Source organism: Thermaurantiacus tibetensis (assembly GCF_015354055.1).
Lineage (GTDB): Bacteria > Pseudomonadota > Alphaproteobacteria > Sphingomonadales > Sphingomonadaceae > Thermaurantiacus > Thermaurantiacus tibetensis.
This window is the reverse complement of record NZ_JACHTM010000001.1, coordinates 367514-383211: the sequence shown is the minus strand read 5'-3', so window position 1 is coordinate 383211 and position 15698 is coordinate 367514. Positions and strand designations below refer to the sequence as shown.

Below are 15698 nucleotides of genomic sequence, written 5' to 3'. Positions count from 1 at the left end.
CGCGGCACGGAACGCCGCCTCGGCTTCCGACGGCGCAGGGCGCGAGGGGGCGGGGCCGCGAGGCGGAGCGGGCGAGGGCTTGGCGGTCACTGGGGGCGCTTTCCGAGAAGGTGGCAGATGGCGTAGCTGAGGCCGGCGCGATTGAGCGTGTAAAAGTGGAAGTGCCGCACGCCTTCGGCAACCAGCCGGCGGACCTGTTCGGCCGCAACCGTCGCGGCGACAAGGGCGCGCGCCTCGGGGCGGTCATCGAGACCCTCGAACAGGTCGGGAAGCCAGGGCGGGATGGACGTGCCGGTCATGGTGGCCATGCGCACGGTCGCAGCCCAGCTGCCGACGGGGAGGATGCCGGGCACGATCTCGCCGGTGATGCCGGCGGCCACCGCCCGGTCGCGGAAGCGCAGGAAGACCTCGGGCTCGAAGAAGAACTGGGTGATGGCCCGGGTCGCACCGCAGTCGAACTTGCGCTTGAGGTGGGCAAGGTCCGCCTCGGCGCTCGCCGCCTCGGGGTGCACCTCTGGGTAGGCGCCGACCGAAAGCTCGAAGGGCGCGACCTTGAGAAGCCCGGCCACCAGCTCGGCGGCATCGTTGTAGCCGTCCTCGCGGGGGACGAAGCGGGGCTTGCCGCCGTCGGGCGCGGGCGGCGGGTCGCCGCGCAGCGCCACGATGTGGCGCACCCCCTGCGCCCAGTAGCGGCGGGCGATCGCGTCGATCTCGTCGCGGCTCGCGTTGACGCAGGTGAGGTGCGCGGCAACGGGCACCTTCGTCTCGGCCTGGATCCGGGCGACCGTCGCGTGGGTGCGCTCCCGGGTCGAGCCGCCGGCGCCGTAGGTGACCGAGACGAAGCGGGGGCCGAGCGGCGCAAGCTCGGCGACCGAAGCCCAGAGCGTCTCGGCCATCGCCTCGGTCCTGGGCGGGAAGAACTCGAAGCTGACCTCGATGGCGTCGGACGGGAACGGCAGCTCGAGCAGGGGGCGCGCGTGGGGAAACGGCAGGGTCATGGCTTGGCCCCCTTCCAGAGCTCGACGGTAAGGCGCGGGCCGGCAATTCGGGCCACGTGCGCAAAGCCGAGGCCGGCATCGGCGAACAGGCGTTCCACCGCCTCGCAGGCGAAGCCGAGCCGGGCGTGGCGGTAGCGGCTGCGCAGCTCCTCCTCGGCATGCGGCGCATAATCGGCAACGAGAAGCTTCCCCCCTGGCGCGAGCACCCGGGCCGCCTCGCGCACGGCCGCGGCCGGATCCTCGCTGAAATGCAGCACCTGGTGGATGACGACCGTGTCGAAGGCGCCTTCAGGGAAGGGCAGCGCGGCCATGTCGGCCTGGCGGATCTCCACGCCCGAAAGCCCGGCAACATCGAGCCGCGTGCGGGCGATGCGCAGCATCTCGGGCGAGCGGTCCACGCCGGTTGCGCTCGCGGCCAGGGGCGCAAGAAGCTCGAGCATGCGCCCGGTGCCGGTCCCGATGTCGAGCAGCCGGCCCACGCCGCCCTCCCGGCTTGCTGCCACGACCGCCTGCTCCACCGCCTCGGCCGGAGCTTCGAGGTTGCGCATGAGGTCCCATTCCTCGGCATGGTCCGCGAACCAGCGGTCGAGCGCCTTCTGCCGCGCCGCGCGGACATCGGCGAGATGCGCGCGCTCGGGAGCGATGGGATCGGCGCCGTCGAGGAGCCGGTCGATCATGGCGTGCGCGGCGTCCGCCTCCGGCGTGCGGGCACGGCCCACGAAGGCGTAGGCGCCCTCCTTCTGCCGCCGGACGAGACCGGCCTCGGCCAGGATGCGCACGTGGCGCGACACCCGCGGCTGGCTCTGGCGCAGCACCTCGGCCAGCTCGCCCATGGCGAGATCGACGTCGCGCACGAGGAGCAGGATCCGCAGGCGCGAGGGGTCTGCAAGCGCGGCGAAGGAGGCCAGCAGGCGGTCCATGGCAGCGCAGGATTTAAAGAAACCTTTAAGTCGGGTCAATCCCGGGTGCCGGTCCGGAATGGCGCTCCTCCGGGCAAGGCCGGGGTTGAGACCTTGGCCTGCCTTGCCTAGGGGCTTCGCCCATGCGGCTTGCCGTCTGTCTCGCCTTTCTCGCCGCGGCGGGCTGCGCATCCACGGCCGAGGAGCGGTTCCGCCGCGGCGCCGACCTGACCCGCGCGAGCGAAGACCGTTACGAGGCCATCAACCGCAGGGTGCACGCCTTCAACAACGAGGTGGACAGGCTGATCGTTCGCCCCCCTGCCGTTGCCTACCGCGCCGTCGTGCCGCAGCCGATGAGAAGGGCGGTCAACAACTTCTACCGCAACCTCGGCGAGCCGCTGAACGGCCTCAACGCCGCCGCCCAGGGGAAGCCGAAGAGCGCCTTCCGCGCGCTCGACCGCTTCCTCATCAACATCGTCCTCGGCGGCGCCGGCTTCGCCGACGAGGCAAGCCGGCTTGGCCTCGACGAACAGCCCCACGACATCGGCCAGACGCTGGCGGTCTGGGGGGTTCGCTCGGGCCCCTTCGTGATGCTTCCCGTCTTCGGGCCCTCGACGCTGCGCGACGGGATCGCGCTCATGGTCGAGTTCGCGATCGACCCCGTGGGCCTCGGGTCGGGCATCCTTCTCAACCGCACGCAATCCACCATCCAGATCCTGACCCGGGTGGTGGACCAGCGGGCGGAGCTCATCGAGCGCGGCGAGCAGATCCGCCGCGGCTCGGCCGATGACTATGCGACCATCCGCTCGGCCTGGCTGCAGCTCCGGCTTGCCGAGCTGTGGGATGGCAATCCGCCGCTCATCGAGGAGGAATGGGACGACGAACCCGACGCGACCGCGCCGGCACCGGAGGCCGAGTCCAAACCGCCGGAGGAGCCGGAATGAGCCGCGCTCTTCTTGCGGCGGGCCTGCTGGCGCTCGCCGCCTGCAGCCGGGAAAATGGGGAGACGCCCGCGCGGCCCGAGGGGCGCGAGGCCGCGATGGTGGCACGCGCCGTCGAAGACGTGGAGGCGGCCCGCGCCGAGGCGGCACAGCCCCCGCCCGCCGCCGAGGACGCCCCGCGCTAGCGGAGCATCAGCCCCCCGTCGATCGCGATCGACTGGCCGGTGACGTAGGGCGCGCGCGGGCTGGCAAGGAAGAGCACGCACTGGGCCACTTCCTCCGGCTCGCCCCAGCGGCGCTGGGGCACGGCGCGCAGCAGCCGCGTCTCATAGTCTGGGTCGGCGCGCTGCATCTCGGTCATCCGCGTGCGGATGAACCCGGGGGCAACCATGTTCACCCGGATGCCATCCGGCGCCCACTTGTCGGCAAGCGCCCGGGTGAGGCCGAGCAGGCCCGCCTTGGAAGCGGTGTAGGCCGGCGTCTCGCGCAGCGCGAGGAAGCTCGAGAGCGAGCCCATGTTGACGATGGCCCCGCCGCGCGCCTTCAGCCCGGCGTGGGCGGCGAGGCACATGTCCATGACACTGGCGAGGTTCACCTCGAGGACGGCGCGGAAGCCTTCGGGGGTGTATTCGTCTCCGCGCCCGGTGCCGGCGTTGTTGACGAGCACGTCGAGCGGCCCGGTGGCTGCGACCAGCGCGGCGGCCGTCCCGGGCTTCAGGAAGTCCGCCTGGTGGTAGGCAAGGCCTGCAAGATCGTCGGCATAGTCGGCGGAAGAGGGCCGCGTGCCGGTGATGGCAACCTCCGCGCCGGCGGCGGCGAAGGCGCGCGCGCACGCAAGGCCGATGCCCTGGCTCCCGCCCGTCACCAGCACCCGCTTGCCCGCAAACTCCGGCCAGCTGAACGTCATCCCTGCGTCCCTTCCCCTTGCTGCCGCCCCGTGCTTGCGCCATGCAGCGGGTAGAGGGGAAGTTGCGCCGGCGGAGCGCTGGAAAGTGAGAGGAGCGGCAACCCGAATGCAGATGTGCCTCGCCTTCTCCTCAAGGGCGGCGGCCGGGTGGGCGGTCGCCAGCGCGGCCCTGCTGGCCGGCTGCGACTCGCCTGGCACCGTCACGGTCAAGGCGGAACACGGGGATGGCGTGGCCATCGTCGCTTCGGAAGACGGCCGCACCCTCACGGCAACGGGAGACGGCGTGACGGCCACCGTCGCCGACGCGCTTCCGGCCTTCGCGCCCGCCTACCCCGGCGCCCGCATCGTCAGCCGGGTGACCAGCCTGCCCATGGGCGGAGGCGCGCGCGGCAGCGTGACCGTGATGGAGGCCGACGCACCGCTCGGCGAGGTGGCCGCCTTCTACGATCAAGCGGCCCGCAGGGCCGGGATTGCACCCTCCACGCGGGTCGACTCGCCCGGCAGGGCAGTGCGCATCTACCAAGGGCACGGCGACGGCGACCGCAGCACGGTCGTCGCCATGGACCGTCCGAACGGCGCCGAGGTGACCCGCGTGGTGGTGACGACCGAAGCCGAAGACCCGGGCGGCAAGGCGCCGCGGGTGGCGGCCGTCGACGCGCCGGCCGGTGCCGCCGCGGCTTCCGGGGATCGCACGGCCGAGCGCAGGGCGCCGGTCTCTGACGTGAGGCTCCAGTAATGTTCCTGGCCTTTCTCGACGAGCTGCGCGCAGCGCGCATCCCGGTCTCGCTCAAGGAGCATCTGCTCCTGCTCGAGGCGCTGAGGAGCGGCGTCATCGAAATGCGGGTGGAGGAATTCTACTATCTGTCGCGCAGCATCTACGTGAAGGATGAGGCGCTTCTCGACCGCTTCGACCAGGTGTTCGGCAAGGTCTTCAAGGGGATCGAGACCCTGGTCGAGACCGGCGCGGTCGAGATCCCCGAGGAATGGCTGCGCAAGCTCGCCGAGCTTCACCTCAGCGAGGAGGAGATGGCGAAGATCCGCGCGCTCGGCTCCTGGGAGGAGATCATGGCGACGCTGAAGAAGCGCCTCGAGGAGCAGAAGGGGCGGCACCAGGGCGGCAGCAAGTGGATCGGAACCGCCGGCACCTCCCCCTACGGCGCCCACGGCTACAACCCGGAGGGCGTCCGCATCGGCCAGGAGGAGAACCGCAACAACCGTGCCATCAAGGTGTGGGACCGGCGCGAGTTCCGGAACCTCGACTCCTCGGTCGAGCTCGGCACGCGCAACATCAAGCTGGCGCTCCGGCGTCTCAGGAAATTCGCCCGCGAGGGCGCGGCAGACGAGCTTGACCTCGATGCCACCATCCGTGGCACCGCGAAGCAGGGCTTCCTCGACATCGTGATGCGCCCCGAGCGGCACAATGCCGTCAAGCTGCTCCTCTTCCTCGACGTCGGCGGCTCGATGGACCCGCACGTCAAGGTCTGCGAGGAACTCTTCTCGGCCGCGCGCTCGGAGTTCAAGCACCTCGAGTATTTCTACTTCCACAACTGCCCCTACGAGGCGGTGTGGAAGGACAACCGGCGGCGCTGGTCGGAGCGGACGCCCACCCTCGAGGTGATGCACACCTACCCCCACGACTACAAGCTCGTGTTCGTGGGCGATGCCTCGATGTCGCCTTACGAGATCACCTACCCCGGCGGCTCGGTCGAGCACTGGAACGAGGAGGCCGGCCAGGTCTGGATGGAGCGGCTGACAAGCGTCTACCACTCCGCCGTGTGGCTGAACCCGATCCCTGAGCAGCACTGGGCCCACTCCCAGTCGATCCAGATCATGAAGACGCTGATGGGGGACCGGATGTTCCCCCTGACGCTCGAGGGGCTCGACCGGGCGATGCGGGCGCTCTCGCGCACGCACTAGGGAGCGGGCGAACCGGTCGTCTTGCCGATCGCGCCAGGGCATTGCATGCTCGCAACCGGTCGGTCCGGAGGCGCGCGATGACGGTGCTCATGTGGCTTCACACCCTGCTTGCGGCCATCGCCCTGCCGCTCGGCTTCACCGTCCTGTGGCGGCCCAAGGGCACGCGCGCGCACCGCTTCAGCGGCTGGCTGTTCGCAACGCTGATGCTGGCCGTCGCCATCACCGGCGTGGCCATCAGTGTCGAGCAGGGGCGGCCTTCCCCGTTCCTGGTCTTCAGCGCCATCACGCTCCTTGGCGTGCCGGCCGGGCTGTTCGCGATCTGGAAGCTGGTCGCGACCGGCGACCGCTCCTGGCTCGAGGGCCATTACTACGCGATGTCCTGGGCCTATGGCGGCCTCCTGCTCGCGCTCACCTCGCAGGCCTTCCTCACCGCCGCCAAGGCAGGCGCGCTCCGGCTCGAGGGCGCCGGCGGGTGGCTGTTCCTCGCAACGCTGGTGGCGGCCAACATCCTGGCCTGGCGAACGATCGAGCGGAGCAAACCGGGCGTGCTTGCCCGCTACCGCGGCCGCGCTGGCTGAACGGCCGGGCCCGCGGCTGGCCGCTCAGCCGACTGCACCCGCGGCGCGGAGCGGCGCCGGGTCGAGCCCGAGGCGGGCGAGGATCGCATCCGTGTGCTCGCCGGGCCGAGGGAGCGCGCCAGACGATGCCGGCCGCGCGCCATCGAGGCTGACCGGCACCAGCGGCAGGAGGGTCAGCGTGCCGTCCTCGAGCGTGACCGGCTGTAGCCCGCCCGAGGCGAGGAGGTGCGGGTCCTCGAACAGGTCTTCCGGCCTGCCGATGGGTGCGAAGGGCAGCCCCGAGCCCTCGAGCCTCGCGACGAGCTCGGCGCGGGTGAACTGCTTCAGCCGGGCACGGACCACCGGCAGAATCTCGTCGCGCGCCTTCACCCGCGCGTTGTTGGTGCGCCACTCCTCCCGCGCCCAGAGCTCAGGGAGATCGAACAGGGCGCAGAACTTCTCCCAGAGCGCATCGGTCACGACACCGAGGAACAGCGGCTCGTCGGCCGTCTCGAACACGTCGTAGATGGCCCAGGCGGAGATGCGCGCCGGCATGGGGGCGGCGGGCACGCCCGTCACCGCCTTCTGGGCCATATGCTGGCCGACGAGGAAGACGGTCGTCTCGAAGAGGGCGGCCGTCACCTTCCGGCCGCGGCCGGTGCGGGCCCGCTCGTGGAGTGCCGCCAGCGCGCCGATCACCGAGAACATGCCGCCTGCCACGTCGATGACCGAGGCCCCCGCCCGGAGCGGGCGACCGGGCGGCCCGGTCATGTAGGCAAGGCCGCCCATCATCTGCGCCACCTCGTCGAGCGCGGTGCGCTCGGCGTAGGGGCCTTCGAGGAAGCCCTTCTCGGAGACGTGGATGAGGCCCGGGTTGAGCGGGGCCAAGGCCTCCCAACCGAGGCCCAGCCGGTCGATCGCGCCAGGGCGGTAGTTCTCGACGAGGATGTCGGAGGCAACTGCCAGCCGGCGCGCGACATCGAGCCCCGCGGGGTGCTTGAGGTCGAGGCAGATCGACTGCTTGCCGCGGTTGTACATGGGGAAATAGCCGGCGCCCGAACCCAGCAGGCGGCGGGTGGCATCCCCGCCAAGGGGCTCCACCTTGACCACCTCGGCGCCGAGGTCGGCGAGGATCTGCCCCGCTGCCGGCCCCATCACCATGTGGGTAAACTCGACGACCCGGATCCCCTCGAGCGGTCCGCCCATTCTTGCTCCTTGATGCCTGAGCCGCCAATATGTCCGGACAAACCGGCGTTGGAAAGGGCAGCGGATGGGCATGATGGACGGGATCGACGTGCTGGTCTCGGAAGTCGGCCCGCGCGACGGGCTGCAGTCGATCAAGCCGGTCATGCCGACGGCCGCGAAGCTCGCCTGGATCGACGCGCTGGTCGAGGCCGGCGTTCGGGAGATCGAGGTGGGGAGCTTCGTGCCGGCGCATCTCCTGCCCCAGCTTGCCGACACGCCCGAGGTGGTGCGGGCGGTCAAGGCGAAGCACCCCGGCCTTCATGTCGCCGTGCTGGTGCCCAACGCCAAGGGGGCCGAAGCGGCGATCGCGGCCGGGGCCGACAAGCTCACCCTGCCGCTCTCGGCTTCCGAGACGCACAGCCTCAAGAACCTCCGCCGCACCCACGAGCAGGTGTTCGGGGAAGTGGCGCGGATCGTCGAGCTCCTCTCCGCCCTGCCCGCCGAGCGTCGCCCGCAGTTCGAGGGCGCGGTCTCGACCGCCTTCGGCTGCACGCTCGAAGGCGAGGTGCCCGAGGCGAAGGTGGTGGCCCTTGCCGAACGGCTCATCGCGCTCGGCTGCGACGAGGTGGGGCTCTCCGACACCTCGGGCTATGCCAACCCGGCGCAGGTCCGGCGGCTGGTGAAGGCGGTCCATGCCGCCATCGGCCCCGAGCGGATGACCGGGCTTCACCTCCACAACACCCGCGGCCTTGGCCTTGCCAACGTGGTGGCCGGGCTTGATGTGGGGGTGACCACCTTCGATTCGAGCCAGGGCGGGCTCGGCGGCTGCCCGTTCGCGCCCGGCGCTTCGGGCAACATCGTGACCGAGGATCTCGTCTTCATGCTGGAAGCCATGGGGCTCAGGACCGGGATCGACCCGGAGGGCCTCGCCCGCGCGCGCGCCGTGCTGGCCGAGGCGCTTCCCGGCGAGCCGCTCTACGGCTTCGTGCCGGACGCCGGCCTGCCGCTCGGGTTCCGCCGCGCCGCCTGAGGCCTTGCAACGCGCCTGTCATACGCCCAAGGCAAGGCGCGGGGAGAGCAAGGAGACCGCCGATGGGACTGTTCTCGAAGCTGAAGGATGCGATCTTCGGCAGCGCCGAGGCGAAGGAGATCGCCCCGCCACCATCCCCGCCGCCGCCTCCCGCGGCGGCTGCGCCCGCGGCCGTGCCTGCGGCGCCGCCGGCGCCCGAGCCGCAGCCGATCGATGTCGAGAAGGTGCTCGACTACATGGCCGAGAAGCGGGGCCAGCCCAACAACTGGCGGACCTCGATCGTCGATCTCATGAAGCTGGTCGGCATGGACTCCTCGCTCGCCGCGCGCAAGGAACTGGCGCAGGATCTCGGCTACACCGGCGCGCTCGACGGCTCGGCCGAGATGAACCTGTGGCTCCACCGCAAGGTGATGGAGCGGCTCGCGCAGGAGCGGGTCTGAGCCGTCAGCCAGGCGCCTCGGCCCGCCCCAGGAGCAGGATGGCGTGGTCCGCCATGAGGTTGGGGTGGAGGCGAACCCGCCGGTCGCCGGCAAGATAGGTCTCGGAGAGGATTCGGGCGCCGCGCGCCTCGGCCAGCGCGCGGAAGTCGCGGATGGTGCACAGGTGGATGTTCTCCGTCTCGTGCCAGCTCTCCGGCAGCGCCGGAGTCACGGGCATCCGCCCGCCGAGCAGCAGGGCAAGCCTTGCGCGCCAGTGGCCGAAGTTGGGGAAGCTCACGATGGCCCGCCGGCCGATGCGGAGCAGCTGGTCAAGCACCAGGTGCGGCGCGCGGGTGGCCTGCAGCGTCTCGGAGAGGATGGCGCAGTCGACCGACTGGGTCGGGAAGTCGGCAAGGTCGCGGTCGGCATCGCCCTGGACGACCGAGAGGCCATGGGCGAGCGCCGCCGAGACCCGTTCGGGATCGAGCTCGATGCCGCGGCCGTCCACCCCCTTGGCGTCGCGCAGGTAGCGCAGCAGGCGCCCGTCCGCGCAGCCGACGTCGAGCACGGTGGCACCTTCCGGCACGAGCCCGGCCACGACCGCAAGCCGGGGCGGAAGGGGCGTCATGCCGTCTCGACGGCGCGGAGGAAGCCGTCGACGAGGCGGGCAAGCTCGGGCGCCTCGAGCAGAAAGCTGTCGTGGCCGTGTGGGCTCTTGAGCTCGACGAAGCTCGCATGCGCGCCGGCGGCCACGAGCGCCTGGACGATGCGCTTCGATTCGCTCGTGGGATAGAGCCAGTCGCTGTCGAAGGAGACGAGCGCAAAGCGGGCAGTTGCGCCCCGGAAGGCGTCCGCAAGCGAACCGCCGTGGGCGTGGGCGAGGTCGAAATAGTCCATCGCCCGGGTGATGATGAGGTAGGAATTGGCATCGAACCGGCGCGTGAAGCTCAGCCCCTGGTGGCGGAGGTAGGACTCGACCTGGAAGTCCGCGTCGAAGCCGAAGGTGACGGAGTCGCGCTCCTGCAGCCGCCGGCCGAAGCGTTCGGTGAGCCCCGCCTCGGAGAGATAGGTGATGTGGGCGGCCATGCGGGCAACGGCGAGGCCGGCCACCGGAGTCCGGCCGGCCTCGAGGAAGCGACCGCCGCACCAGTCGGGGTCGGCCATGATCGCCTGCCGGCCGACCTCGTGGAACGCGATGTTCTGGGCGCTGTGGCGCGCCGTCGTGGCGATGGCGATGACCGCGCGCGCGCGGTCCGGGTAGGCGCTCGCGAACTGGAGGGCCTGCATCCCCCCCATCGAGCCGCCGATGACGGCGAGCAGCCGGCCGATGCCGAGCGCATCGAGAAGGGCCACCTGGGCGCGAACCATGTCGGCAATGGTGATGACGGGGAAGTCGATGGCCCACGGCCGCCCGGTTGCCGGGTTGGGGCTGGCCGGCCCCTCGCTTCCCATGCAGCCGCCGATGACGTTGGCGCAGATCACGAAGTGGCGTGCCGGGTCGATCGGCTTCTCCGGCCCCACCATGTTCGCCCACCAGCCGGGCTTGCCGGTCAAAGGATGGACCTGGGCGACATACTGGTCGCCGGTCAGCGCATGGAAGACGAGAATGGCATTGCCGCCATCGGGCGCGAGCGTGCCGAGCGTTTCGTAGGCGATGACCGGGCGCGGCAGGATGCGGCCGCTGTCGAGCGGCAGATCGTGCGGCAGCCGGAGCGTGCGGTGGGCGAGCGGCGCGTTCATGGAACGGGCGTGGCGCCTAGCAGGCATGCCCGGCCCCGCAAAGCTTGCGTTTCCGGCGCTGGCGGGGAAAGGCCGGGCCATGACCGGCACCCCGGCCCCCAAGGCCAACCCCTGGATCGAGGCGATCGCCCCCTACACGCCCGGCGAGGCGAAGCTCAGGGGGGTGGGCGAGCCGCTCAAGCTTTCGGCGAACGAGAACCCCTGGGGGCCCTCTCCCGTTGCGGTCGCGGCCGTCCGCGCCCATGCCCACGGCGTCCACCGCTACCCGGACGGCGCGGCGACGCGGCTTCGCGAGCGCATCGGCTTCGTCCACCGGCTCGACCCGGCGCGCATCGTGGTGGGCACCGGCTCCGACGAGATCCTCCAGCTGCTGCCGCTCATCTACTGCCGCGCCGGCGACAGCGTGGTCCACGTGCGCCACGGCTTCATGGTCTACCCCATCGCCGCCCGCCGCGCAGGCGCCGAGCCGCTCGCCGCGCCCGACCGCGACTACACTGCCGACGTGGACGCGATCCTCGCGACCGTCCGCGACGACACCCGGATCGTCTATCTCGCCAACCCCAACAACCCGACGGGCACCATGATCCCGCGCGCCGAGCTCTTGCGCCTCCACGGCCAGCTCCGGCCCGACATCCTCCTTGTCGTCGACCAGGCCTATGCCGAGTATCTCGACGACCCCGACCCGGACGGCGCGCTCGACCTCGCCCGCACGGCGCCCAACGTCGTCGTCACCCGCACATTTTCCAAGATCTACGGCCTGGGCGGCCTTCGCGTCGGCTGGGGCACCGGGCCGGCGGCGGTGGTGGCCGCACTCAACCGGGTGCGAACCCCCTTCCCCGTCTCGACCGTGGGGCTGGCGGCGGCCGAGGCCGCGATTGCCGACCAGGAGTGGGTGGTGCGCTGCCGGGAGTCCAACCGCGCCGAGCGGGCGCGGCTCGAGGCGGCCATCGCCGCGCTCGGCAACCGCGGCCTCCGCGCAGTGCCGAGCCACGCCAACTTCGTCCTCCTGATGTGCCCCGAGGAGGGGCCGCTCGCCGCGCCGGCGCTCAAGGCCGGGCTCGAGGCCGATGGCATCCTCGTGCGGCATCTTCCCGGGCAGGGCCTGCCGCACGCGCTCCGGATCAGCGTCGGCACGCACGCGGAGACGGGCCGCGTGATCGCAAGCCTCGAAAGGCTCGCAGCCTGATGCCGCCGTTCCGTCGGGTTGCGCTCATCGGCCTCGGCCTCATCGGCTCGTCGATCGCGCGTGCGGTCCGCGCCCGCATGCCCGGCGTGGCGCTCGCCGGCCACGACCGGGACGCCGACGTGTGCGAGACGGTGCGGCGGCTCGGGCTCGTGGACGAGGTGGCCGAGACCGCCGCCGCGGCCGCGCGCGGCGCCGACCTGGTGGTGCTCGCGGTGCCGCTCGGCGCGATGCGGGCGGTCGGCGAGGCGGTCCGCGAGGCGCTCGCGCCGGGCGCGGTGCTGACCGACGTCGGCTCGTCGAAGCAGGCGGTGATCGACGCGCTCGGAGACCTCGTGCCGGCGGGCGTCCACTTCGTGCCCGGCCACCCGGTTGCCGGCACCGAGCGCTCGGGGCCCGAGGCAGGCTTCGCCAGCCTCTTCGAGGGGCGCTGGTGCATCCTCACGCCGCCCGACGGCACCGACCCGGAGGTGCTCGGACGGCTGGAGGCCTTCTGGACCGGGCTCGGCGCCAGGGTCGAGCGGATGGATGCCCGCCACCATGACCTGGTGCTCGCCATCACCAGCCACCTGCCGCACCTCATCGCCTACTCCATCGTCGGCACCGCATCCGACCTCGAGGAGGTGACCAAGGCGGAAGTCATCAAATATTCCGCCGGGGGCTTCCGCGACTTCACCCGGATTGCCGCCTCCGACCCGACCATGTGGCGCGACGTGTTCCTGATGAACCGCGACGCCGTGCTCGAGATGCTGGCGCGCTTCTCGGAGGATCTCGCCGCGCTCCAGCGCGCCATCCGCTGGGGCGACGGCGAGACGCTCTACCGCCGCTTCGAGGCGAGCCGGGCGATCCGCCGGGCCATCGTGGACGCAGGCCAGGACACGCCCGCCCCCGACTTCGGCCGAAGCCACTGAGCCGGCGCCGCGGCGGCGCCTCAGGAGTCCCCCAGCAGCCGCTCGGCCTCCTCGGCCGGAAGGGCGAGGATGCGGACGGCAAGGTCGGGGGCATGGCCGGCGCGCAGCATCGCCGCCATCTGCCGGGCCCGCGCGCGCGGGTCGGCCGCGGGCGGTCCGAAGGGGCCGAGCCTGCGGCGGCGCGCGAAGGCGAGCGCCAGCCGCTCGGCCTCGTCCGGGTGTTCGGCAGCCTCGCCGGCGTCCAGCCCGGGAGGCTCCGCCACGGCGACGCCATCGGCCCGCAGGCGCGCGGCGATGCGCCTTGGCCCAAGCCCGCGTGCCTTCATGCCGCGTGCCCGCGCCTCCGCATAGGCCGCCTCGTCGATGAAGCCGCGGGCCGCCAGCCGGTCGGCCAGCCCCTCGAGGTCGGGCGGGGCCGCCCCTTCCCAGCCGCGCAGACGCAGTTTCGCAGCCAGGTGCCGAACCAGCCGGGCGCGCGTCGTCTGGAAGCGTTCGACATAGCGCAGGGCTGCGCGTTCGAGGGCCTCGGAGTCGAAGGGCGGCGGGGGCTTGCGCACGCGCGGTTGCGTCATGGCCACCTTGCTGCCACAGTTGTGACGCCTTTTGAACGACGACCCGCGGCAGAAGACGGCGGGTCTTGCGCGGCCGGCCTCGCACCGCCGGGCCGCGTTTCAGGGACGGACAGGACGGCGGGGGTGCAGTTTCCGACGATGGATCCGATGACGAGCGACCTTGCAACGATTCCCGGGCCAACGCCGCTTGCGAGCGGCATTCCCCCCATCCGCGGCGATTTCCCGACGCTCTGCCACGCGCTCGACTATGCCGCGACCGGGCGGACCGGCTTCAACTTCCATGACGCGCGCGCCAACCTCGTGCGTGCCTACCCCTACCGCGAGATGCGCGAGGATGCGCTGGCCGTCGCCCGCCGGCTCCGCGGGCTCGGCATCGCGCCGGGTGCGCGCGTGGCGCTTCTCGCCGAGACCGGGCCGGACTTTGCCGCCCACTTCTTCGGTGCGCTCTACGCCGGCGTGCTCCCGGTGCCGCTGCCGCTTCCCACCTCGTTCGGCGGGCGCGCGAGCTTCATCGACCAGCTGCGCCAGCAGATGGCGAGCGCCGAGCCGGCGCTCGCGGTCTCGCCCGAGGGGCTGCTCGAGATGGTCGCCGAAGCGGCCGCCGGCCTCTGCCCGGCCCTGTCGTGGCGGCAGTTCGAAGCCCTTGCCCAGAGCGACGCGCCGCTTCCCGCGCCCGACCCGGATGCGGTGGCCTATCTCCAGTATTCGAGCGGCTCGACCCGCTTCCCCCACGGGGTTGCCGTGACCCATCGGGCGGTGCTCGCCAACCTGCGCGGACAGGACTCCGCCATCCGCGTGCGCGAGGGCGACCGCTGCGTCTCGTGGCTGCCCTGGTACCATGACATGGGCCTCGTCGGCTGCATGCTCGCCCCCATGGCCGGCCAGCTTTCGGTCGACTACATCTCGACCGAGGATTTCGCGCGCCGGCCGCTCTCCTGGCTCACCCTCATCAGCCGCAACCCGGGCACCACCATCAGCTACTCGCCGAGCTTCGGCTACGACATCTGCGCACGCCGCATCTCGACCCAGTCCGACGTCAAGGCCAAGTTCGACCTGTCGCGCTGGCGCCTTGCCGGCAACGGCGCCGACATGATCCGCCCCGACATCTGCCAGGCCTTCGTCGATGCCTTCGCCGATGCCGGCTTCGACGCCAAGGCCTTCACGCCCAGCTACGGCCTGGCCGAGGCGACTCTTGCCGTCACCATCGCGCCCGAAGGCCAGGGCATCGTCTGCGACCTCGTGGACGAGCGCCGGCTTTCGGGCGCAACCGGGGAACCTGCCGCCTCCAGCCCCGACCGGCCGGTGCGCTACCGGGCGATCGTCGACTGCGGCGTGCCGATCGCCGGGCACCGGGTCGAGATCCGCGATGACGAAGGCCGGCGGCTTCCCGACCGGGAGATCGGCAAGGTGTTCGTCTCCGGCCCCAGCCTGATGGTGGGCTACTTCCGCAACGAGGAGGCGACGCGGGCCTGCCTCGGTGCGGACGGCTGGCTCGACACCGGCGACATGGGCTACATGATCGGCGACCACCTGTTCATCGTCGGCCGGGCCAAGGACATGATCATCCTGAACGGCCGGAACCACTGGCCGCAGGACATCGAGTGGGCGATCGAGCAGCTCGAGGGCTTCAAGCCGGGCGACATCGCCGCCTTCGCCATCACCCTGCCGAGCGGCGAGGAAGCGCCCGCCGTCCTCGTCCAGTGCCGCGCCTCCGACCCGGCCGAGCGCACCCGCCTGAAGGAGGTCATCCGCGCCAAGGTCCGGCAGCTGACCGGCATGCGCTGCATCGTCGAGCTCGTGCCGCCGAAGACGCTCCCGCGCACGACCTCGGGCAAGCTCAGCCGCTCCAAGGCCCGCGCGCTCTACCTCGCCGGCGAGATCGTGCCCCTCGACCGCGCCGCCTGAGCGCGCCGGGCAAGGGGGCCATGCAGGCGGCGGCGCGCGGCCGGTTCCCGGTCCGCAGGCTGGCCTCGCTCCGTGCCGCGCTCCCCGCGCGCCTGGCTACGCCGGCTGCGGCGGCTGCCGCTCGACGAGGCGGCGTGGCAGGCGCATCGCGCTCCCCGCGCGGCGCGTGCACCCGCCCCGCAGCCCCGGCGCGCCTTCGTCGAGATCGACGACCGCGGGGCCGTCCCCGCCCGGCAGATCGCCGCGCGCCTGACCGGTCGGCGGGCCACCCGCCTGACCCGAAGCGGCGGGCCACCCGCCTGACCCGAAGCGCCTGCCCCGCGACCGGGGACCCAGCCGAGGCAACCGTCTTCCACTTCGGCCGCACCCTTGCCAGCGGCTCCGGCTGGCACGACGCGTCCGGCGGGGGGCGCGCCGACCCCGACCGGACCCTCCCCGGCACCGGGATCGCGTGGCGCACCGACGTCGGGATCGGCGAGACCATGCGTGCCGCCGCGCTCCCTCCCGCGTGTTCCGCCGCGGGTTCGCCGAGGT

Annotated in this window: 18 protein-coding genes; 11 read left to right on the top strand and 7 right to left on the bottom strand. The window is 72.0% G+C overall.

Translation table 11 applies throughout. The features are described 5' to 3' along the window. Window positions 1-86: 86 nt before the first annotated feature. Together metF and H3H34_RS01940 are read right to left on the bottom strand one after the other, a co-directional pair. Window positions 87-998: a methylenetetrahydrofolate reductase [NAD(P)H] gene (metF, locus tag H3H34_RS01945; RefSeq protein WP_194743569.1), complete on the bottom strand. Its 912-nt coding sequence runs from the start codon at window positions 996-998 to the stop codon at window positions 87-89. Continuing rightward, on the bottom strand, window positions 995-1918 hold the full coding sequence (locus H3H34_RS01940) for an ArsR/SmtB family transcription factor (RefSeq protein WP_194743568.1): 924 nt from the start codon (window positions 1916-1918) through the stop codon (window positions 995-997). The genes metF and H3H34_RS01940 overlap by 4 nt, the downstream gene beginning before the upstream one ends. Window positions 1919-2040: 122 nt before the next feature. Here H3H34_RS01940 and H3H34_RS01935 point away from each other — a divergent pair, with 122 nt between their 5' ends. Both H3H34_RS01935 and H3H34_RS01930 read left to right on the top strand, forming a co-directional pair. Further along, a complete protein-coding gene (locus H3H34_RS01935; protein WP_194743567.1) occupies window positions 2041-2841 on the top strand; it encodes an MlaA family lipoprotein in 801 nt (266 codons plus the stop codon). Beyond that, window positions 2838-3023 (top strand): hypothetical protein, encoded by a 186-nt coding sequence (locus tag H3H34_RS01930; RefSeq protein WP_194743566.1) that lies wholly within the window; start codon window positions 2838-2840, stop codon window positions 3021-3023. The genes H3H34_RS01935 and H3H34_RS01930 overlap by 4 nt, the downstream gene beginning before the upstream one ends. Here the strand turns inward: H3H34_RS01930 and H3H34_RS01925 are convergent. Next, window positions 3020-3745: an SDR family NAD(P)-dependent oxidoreductase gene (locus H3H34_RS01925; RefSeq protein WP_194743565.1), complete on the bottom strand. Its 726-nt coding sequence runs from the start codon at window positions 3743-3745 to the stop codon at window positions 3020-3022. The two genes, H3H34_RS01930 and H3H34_RS01925, sit on opposite strands and share 4 nt — an antisense overlap. A gap of 106 nt (window positions 3746-3851) precedes the next feature. Between H3H34_RS01925 and H3H34_RS01920 the strand changes: the two genes are divergently transcribed. The 3 genes from H3H34_RS01920 (at window position 3852) to H3H34_RS01910 (ending at window position 6240) form a co-directional block, all read left to right on the top strand. Then, complete coding sequence (locus H3H34_RS01920; RefSeq protein ID WP_194743564.1) at window positions 3852-4481, top strand: hypothetical protein; 630 nt, start codon at window positions 3852-3854, stop codon at window positions 4479-4481. Beyond that, complete coding sequence (locus H3H34_RS01915) at window positions 4481-5662, top strand: vWA domain-containing protein (protein WP_194743563.1); 1182 nt, start codon at window positions 4481-4483, stop codon at window positions 5660-5662. The genes H3H34_RS01920 and H3H34_RS01915 overlap by 1 nt, the downstream gene beginning before the upstream one ends. A 77-nt stretch (window positions 5663-5739) precedes the next feature. Then, complete coding sequence (locus H3H34_RS01910; RefSeq protein ID WP_194743562.1) at window positions 5740-6240, top strand: DUF2306 domain-containing protein; 501 nt, start codon at window positions 5740-5742, stop codon at window positions 6238-6240. 24 nt (window positions 6241-6264) lie between these two features. On the opposite strand, the gene H3H34_RS01905 is transcribed toward H3H34_RS01910, so the two are convergent. Then, the gene (locus H3H34_RS01905) at window positions 6265-7425 is read right to left on the bottom strand and encodes a CaiB/BaiF CoA transferase family protein (RefSeq protein ID WP_194743561.1); all 1161 of its coding nucleotides are present in this window, start codon (window positions 7423-7425) and stop codon (window positions 6265-6267) included. 64 nt (window positions 7426-7489) lie between these two features. Here H3H34_RS01905 and H3H34_RS01900 point away from each other — a divergent pair, with 64 nt between their 5' ends. Both H3H34_RS01900 and H3H34_RS01895 read left to right on the top strand, forming a co-directional pair. Further along, on the top strand, window positions 7490-8434 hold the full coding sequence (locus tag H3H34_RS01900) for a hydroxymethylglutaryl-CoA lyase (protein ID WP_235945238.1): 945 nt from the start codon (window positions 7490-7492) through the stop codon (window positions 8432-8434). Window positions 8435-8496: 62 nt separating this feature from the next. After that, window positions 8497-8874, top strand: a complete 378-nt coding sequence (locus H3H34_RS01895; protein ID WP_194743560.1) for a DUF3597 domain-containing protein — start codon at window positions 8497-8499, stop codon at window positions 8872-8874. Between the two features lie 4 nt (window positions 8875-8878). Here H3H34_RS01895 and metW read toward each other — a convergent pair whose 3' ends face one another. Further along, a complete protein-coding gene (gene metW, locus H3H34_RS01890) occupies window positions 8879-9481 on the bottom strand; it encodes a methionine biosynthesis protein MetW (RefSeq protein WP_194743559.1) in 603 nt (200 codons plus the stop codon). After that, entirely contained in the window at window positions 9478-10593 is a 1116-nt protein-coding gene (gene metX / locus H3H34_RS01885) for a homoserine O-acetyltransferase MetX (protein WP_194743558.1), read from the bottom strand. Before metX ends, metW begins: the two co-directional genes overlap by 4 nt. 79 nt (window positions 10594-10672) lie before the next feature. Between metX and hisC the strand changes: the two genes are divergently transcribed. Both hisC and H3H34_RS01875 read left to right on the top strand, forming a co-directional pair. Beyond that, complete coding sequence (gene hisC, locus H3H34_RS01880; protein ID WP_194743557.1) at window positions 10673-11779, top strand: histidinol-phosphate transaminase; 1107 nt, start codon at window positions 10673-10675, stop codon at window positions 11777-11779. Further along, window positions 11779-12687 carry a prephenate/arogenate dehydrogenase family protein gene (locus H3H34_RS01875; protein ID WP_194743556.1) on the top strand — a complete coding sequence of 303 codons (909 nt, stop codon included), beginning with the start codon at window positions 11779-11781 and terminating at the stop codon, window positions 12685-12687. The genes hisC and H3H34_RS01875 overlap by 1 nt, the downstream gene beginning before the upstream one ends. Window positions 12688-12707: 20 nt before the next feature. Here the strand turns inward: H3H34_RS01875 and H3H34_RS01870 are convergent, their stop codons facing one another. Further along, entirely contained in the window at window positions 12708-13259 is a 552-nt protein-coding gene (locus tag H3H34_RS01870) for a RecX family transcriptional regulator (RefSeq protein ID WP_194743555.1), read from the bottom strand. Between the two features lie 138 nt (window positions 13260-13397). Here H3H34_RS01870 and H3H34_RS01865 point away from each other — a divergent pair, with 138 nt between their 5' ends. Together H3H34_RS01865 and H3H34_RS01860 are read left to right on the top strand one after the other, a co-directional pair. Then, the gene (locus H3H34_RS01865; protein WP_408033946.1) at window positions 13398-15164 is read left to right on the top strand and encodes a fatty acyl-AMP ligase; all 1767 of its coding nucleotides are present in this window, start codon (window positions 13398-13400) and stop codon (window positions 15162-15164) included. Between the two features lie 72 nt (window positions 15165-15236). Continuing rightward, window positions 15237-15467 carry a hypothetical protein gene (locus H3H34_RS01860; RefSeq protein ID WP_194743554.1) on the top strand — a complete coding sequence of 77 codons (231 nt, stop codon included), beginning with the start codon at window positions 15237-15239 and terminating at the stop codon, window positions 15465-15467. The last annotated feature ends 231 nt before the right edge of the window (window positions 15468-15698 follow it).

What these genes read in the sequence shown, in the direction of transcription:
- metF (WP_194743569.1), bottom strand. Translation starts at nt 998, where the DNA reads ATGACCCTGCCGTTTCCCCACGCGCGCCCCCTGCTCGAGCTGCCGTTC.
- H3H34_RS01940 (WP_194743568.1), bottom strand. Translation starts at nt 1,918, where the DNA reads ATGGACCGCCTGCTGGCCTCCTTCGCCGCGCTTGCAGACCCCTCGCGC.
- H3H34_RS01935 (WP_194743567.1), top strand. Translation starts at nt 2,041, where the DNA reads ATGCGGCTTGCCGTCTGTCTCGCCTTTCTCGCCGCGGCGGGCTGCGCA.
- H3H34_RS01930 (WP_194743566.1), top strand. Translation starts at nt 2,838, where the DNA reads ATGAGCCGCGCTCTTCTTGCGGCGGGCCTGCTGGCGCTCGCCGCCTGC.
- H3H34_RS01925 (WP_194743565.1), bottom strand. Translation starts at nt 3,745, where the DNA reads ATGACGTTCAGCTGGCCGGAGTTTGCGGGCAAGCGGGTGCTGGTGACG.
- H3H34_RS01920 (WP_194743564.1), top strand. Translation starts at nt 3,852, where the DNA reads ATGCAGATGTGCCTCGCCTTCTCCTCAAGGGCGGCGGCCGGGTGGGCG.
- H3H34_RS01915 (WP_194743563.1), top strand. Translation starts at nt 4,481, where the DNA reads ATGTTCCTGGCCTTTCTCGACGAGCTGCGCGCAGCGCGCATCCCGGTC.
- H3H34_RS01910 (WP_194743562.1), top strand. Translation starts at nt 5,740, where the DNA reads ATGACGGTGCTCATGTGGCTTCACACCCTGCTTGCGGCCATCGCCCTG.
- H3H34_RS01905 (WP_194743561.1), bottom strand. Translation starts at nt 7,425, where the DNA reads ATGGGCGGACCGCTCGAGGGGATCCGGGTCGTCGAGTTTACCCACATG.
- H3H34_RS01900 (WP_235945238.1), top strand. Translation starts at nt 7,490, where the DNA reads ATGGGCATGATGGACGGGATCGACGTGCTGGTCTCGGAAGTCGGCCCG.
- H3H34_RS01895 (WP_194743560.1), top strand. Translation starts at nt 8,497, where the DNA reads ATGGGACTGTTCTCGAAGCTGAAGGATGCGATCTTCGGCAGCGCCGAG.
- metW (WP_194743559.1), bottom strand. Translation starts at nt 9,481, where the DNA reads ATGACGCCCCTTCCGCCCCGGCTTGCGGTCGTGGCCGGGCTCGTGCCG.
- metX (WP_194743558.1), bottom strand. Translation starts at nt 10,593, where the DNA reads ATGAACGCGCCGCTCGCCCACCGCACGCTCCGGCTGCCGCACGATCTG.
- hisC (WP_194743557.1), top strand. Translation starts at nt 10,673, where the DNA reads ATGACCGGCACCCCGGCCCCCAAGGCCAACCCCTGGATCGAGGCGATC.
- H3H34_RS01875 (WP_194743556.1), top strand. Translation starts at nt 11,779, where the DNA reads ATGCCGCCGTTCCGTCGGGTTGCGCTCATCGGCCTCGGCCTCATCGGC.
- H3H34_RS01870 (WP_194743555.1), bottom strand. Translation starts at nt 13,259, where the DNA reads ATGACGCAACCGCGCGTGCGCAAGCCCCCGCCGCCCTTCGACTCCGAG.
- H3H34_RS01865 (WP_408033946.1), top strand. Translation starts at nt 13,398, where the DNA reads ATGGATCCGATGACGAGCGACCTTGCAACGATTCCCGGGCCAACGCCG.